Annotated in this window: 3 protein-coding genes; 2 read left to right on the top strand and 1 reads right to left on the bottom strand. The window is 73.3% G+C overall.

The annotated features are described in order from the left end of the window. Positions 1–278: 278 nt before the first annotated feature. A complete protein-coding gene (locus tag ACFWJW_RS37565; protein ID WP_387249884.1) occupies positions 279–569 on the top strand; it encodes a hypothetical protein in 291 nt (96 codons plus the stop codon). Positions 570–606: 37 nt separating this feature from the next. On the opposite strand, the gene ACFWJW_RS37560 is transcribed toward ACFWJW_RS37565, so the two are convergent. Next, entirely contained in the window at positions 607–1344 is a 738-nt protein-coding gene (locus tag ACFWJW_RS37560) for a ferritin-like fold-containing protein (protein WP_042148315.1), read from the bottom strand. Positions 1345–1679: 335 nt separating this feature from the next. On the opposite strand from ACFWJW_RS37560, the gene ACFWJW_RS37555 reads away from it, so the two are divergent. Next, positions 1680–4117 (top strand): DEAD/DEAH box helicase (locus tag ACFWJW_RS37555; protein ID WP_387249882.1); only part of this gene is annotated, 2438 nt, incomplete at its 3' end.

The raw sequence follows: 4117 nt of genomic DNA, 5'->3' as shown, positions 1-4117 counted from the left end.
GCCACGGCTCCCCCCCACCCCCGAACCCACCCCCCGCCCCCTCCCCCGAAGGGGGAGAGGGGGAGGGGGCGGGGGAGGCCGGAACCGCGGCCTCCGGTGCCGTTCCGGCCCCCCCCCGGGCGCCGTATTTGCGCAGATCAGACCGTTCGAGTCGGTTCGGCTGGGCTGATCAGGCAGCGGACCGGCGCGGGAAGGGTTGCTGCCGGTGCCCCCTGGGTACGACCGCCTACGACCGATTTGTTCAGCCGGTCGGCGTCGTCACGCGGGAGGGAAACAGCATGATCTGGGAAGCGCTCGGTGCCCTGCTCATCGGCTTTGTCATCGCCCTGGCCGCCACGCGATGGCTGCCCGACCGCTTCCCCTCGCACACCCTCACGCTCGCGACGGGCCCGGTCGCGGCGCTGCTCGGCGCCGTGCTGACCCGCGCGATCCTCGGCCCGGGGTATCCCGTCCAGGTGATGTTCGCGTCGGTCGCCGTGGGGGCGGCGCTGCTGTCGGTCCTGGTGCGCCCGCCGCACCGGCGCCTGCGCCGGCCGGCCCCGGCACTGAAGGGGCACCGGACGGCCTGAACCGCCCGGCGCCCCGATACGGCGTCAGGACTCGGCGTCAGGCCGCGAGCCCCAGCGCCGCCATCCGCTTGGTGTGTGCCTCGGTGATCCGTGAGAACATCCGGCCCACCTCTGCCAGGTCGAAGCCGTCGGCGACCCCGCCCACCAGCATCGTGGAGAGCGCGTCGCGGTCCGCGACCACCCGCTGCGCCTGCGAGAGCGCCTCGCCCATCAGCCGGCGCGCCCACAGGGCCAGCCGCCCGCCGACCCGCGGCTCGGCCTCGATGGCCGCGCGCACCTTCTCCACGGCGAACGTGGCATGACCGGTGTCGTCCAGCACGGCCAGCACCAGGCCACGGGTGTCGGAGTCCAGGCGGGCCGCGACCTCGCGGTAGAAGTCACTGGCGATCGAGTCGCCCACATATGCCTTGACCAGGCCCTCCAGCCAGTCCGACGGCGCGGTCTGGCGGTGGAACTCGTCCAGGGCGGCGGCGAACGGCTCCATGGCCTCGTTCGGCTCCGCCTCGATCTGCGCGAGCCGCTCCCGCAGCCGCTCGAAGTGGTGGAACTCTGCCGAGGCCATCTTGGCCAGTTCGGCCTTGTCGTCCATCGTCGGCGCGAGCTTGGCGTCCTCCGCCAGGCGCTCGAAGGCGGACAGCTCGCCGTAGGCGAGCGCGCCGAGCAGATCGATCACGGCGGCCCGGTACTGGGGGTCGGCGGATGCCTGCGCCCAGTCCTGGGCGGCGATCCCGGTGTGTTCTTGCGCGTCAGCCGCGGCGTTGTCAGGCGTTCCCATGACCGGCACAATAGCCCGCTCGGCGGCTGGGGGAAGGCCCTGGTCAGCCACTAGGGGAAGGCCCTGGTCAGCCACTGCCGTTCCCCCGTACGAACGACGGTCGTAGCCGGCGCTCGGGCACCGGGCCCGGCCGTGATGTATTCCTCACTCATACAAGCCTTCGGATGGGCGCGCCATATCCGGGGTACAGTGGTATTTGGACCTGCCGAGTATCGGTGGGTCGTTCCACGAAGCGGATGCCCGGTCGGTGGCCCGATCGGCTCCAAACCGACCGCCCTCTTTTGCGGCGCGTAGCAGACATACGCACAGCAGGAGGGACACCGCTCGCGGCAGGAGTGCCTGAGCGTTGGCAGTGGTCCCGCCCCACCGGCCGCCTCAGGCCGGCCCGTACGAACCCGTACGAAGGTGCGGTACGACCCCCTTCGCCGCCTCACGCCGCGTCTCACAGAAGAGGCAAGATTCTGTCTACATTTCGAGACCTCGGGATTTTCCCCGAGACGGCCGAGGCGCTGGAAGCCGTCGGCATCATCTCCCCCTTTCCCATCCAGGAGCTGACGCTCCCCGTCGCCCTCTCCGGCAACGACGTCATCGGCCAGGCCAAGACGGGCACGGGTAAGACCCTCGGTTTCGGCCTGCCGCTCCTCGAGCGCGTCACGGTCCCCGCGGACGTCGAGGCGGGCCGGGCGCAGCCCGAGCAGCTCACCGAGGCGCCGCAGGCCCTCGTCGTCGTGCCCACCCGCGAGCTGTGCCAGCAGGTCACCAACGATCTGCTCACCGCCGGCAAGGTGCGCAATGTCCGGGTGCTGGCCATTTACGGCGGCCGTGCCTACGAGCCGCAGGTCGAGGCGCTGAAGAAGGGCGTCGACGTGGTCGTCGGCACGCCCGGCCGGCTGCTCGACCTCGCCGGCCAGCGCAAGCTCAACCTCTCCCAGGTCAAGAGCCTGGTGCTGGACGAGGCCGACGAGATGCTCGACCTGGGCTTCCTGCCCGACGTCGAGAAGATCATCCAGCTGCTGCCGGCCAAGCGGCAGACGATGCTGTTCTCCGCGACCATGCCCGGCCAGGTCATCTCCCTGGCCCGCCGCTACATGTCGCAGCCCACGCACATCCGCGCCACCGCGCCGGACGACGAGGGCCAGACCGTCCGCAACACCACCCAGCACGTCTTCCGGGCCCACTCGATGGACAAGCCGGAGATGGTCGCCCGCATCCTCCAGGCCGAGGGCCGGGGCCTGGCGATGGTGTTCTGCCGTACGAAGCGGACCGCCGCCGATATCGCCGACCAGCTCGCGCGCCGCGGCTTCGCCTCCGGCGCGGTGCACGGCGACCTCGGCCAGGGCGCCCGTGAGCAGGCGCTGCGCGCCTTCCGTAACGGCAAGGTCGATGTCCTGGTCTGCACCGATGTCGCCGCGCGCGGTATCGATGTCGAGGGTGTGACCCATGTCATCAACTACCAGTCGCCCGAGGAGGAGAAGACCTACCTGCACCGCATCGGCCGTACGGGCCGGGCGGGCGCCAAGGGCACCGCGGTCACCCTCGTCGACTGGGACGACATCCCGCGCTGGAAGCTGATCAACAAGGCGCTGGACCTGGCGTTCGACGAGCCGGAGGAGACCTACTCCACCTCGCCGCACCTCTACGCGCAGCTGAACATCCCCGAGGGCACCAAGGGCGTGCTGCCGCGCGCCGAGCGCACCCGGGCCGGGCTGGCCGCGGAAGAGGTCGAGGACCTGGGCGAGACCGGCGGCCGGGGCCGTGGTCCCCGTAAGGGCGCCGTCGTCGAGGAGGAGCGCGCCCCGCGCACCCGTACCCCGCGCCAGCGCCGCCGCACCCGTGGCGGCTCCGCGCCGGCCGACGCGACGACGCAGACGACCGGGACGCCCGCTGTCGCCGAGCGCTCCGAGCATGCCGAGGACACGGACGCCGCCGGACCGCGGCAGCCGCGCCGGCGTCGCCGTACCCGCTCGGGTCAGTCCGGTGCCGGCTCGGCGCCGGTCACCGAGGCCGCGGCCACCGTCGCCGAGGCGGCCGAGCCCGCCGCGGTGGCGACCGAGGCCCCCGCCGAGGTGACCAGGACCGCCCGCAAGGCGACCAAGGCTCCCGTCGTGGCGACCAAGGCCGCCGTGGTGACCGAGACCCCCGCCGCGGTGACCGAGGCTCCGGCCGAGGCCGCCAAGCCGCGCCGCCGCCGTAGCCGGGTCGTCCGCCCGGTGGAGACCGAAAGCTTCCAGACCGTCGAGACCGCCGCCCGGGCGCTCGCGGCGGAGCGCTCGGCGGCCGCCGCGGCCGTGACGGAGCCCGTCGAGGCGCCGGCCAAGCCGCGCCGCCGTAGCCGCAGCACCGCCAAGGCCGCCGTGGAGACGGCGCCGGCGGTGGTGACGGAGACCGTGGCCGCGGACGCCGTGGTGGACGCGCCGGCGAAGCCCAAGCGGACCCGGAAGACCGCTGCTGCCAAGGCCGCCGAGGCCGTGGTGGACACCGCCGAGGGCGCCGTGGAGGCTCCCGCCAAGCCGAAGCGGACGCGGAAGACCGCCGCAGCCAAGGCCGCCGAGGCCGTGGTGGACACCGCCGAGGGCGCCGAGGACGCGCCGGCCAAGCCCAAGCGCACCCGGAAGTCCGCGTCCGCCGCGAAGGCCACGGCGGATGCCCCGGTCGCCGAGGACGCCCCGGCCAAGCCGAAGCGGACGCGGAAGACCGCCGCCGCCAAGCCGGCCGTTGACGCGGCGGAGGCCGCCGAGGCCAAGCCGGTGCGCCGCCGCACCCGCGCCAAGGC

The organism is Streptomyces sp. NPDC127097 (assembly GCF_042724075.1).
Lineage (GTDB): Bacteria > Actinomycetota > Actinomycetes > Streptomycetales > Streptomycetaceae > Streptomyces.
Note: the sequence above shows the minus strand (reverse complement) of the source record. Positions and strands in the feature narration are given on the sequence as shown.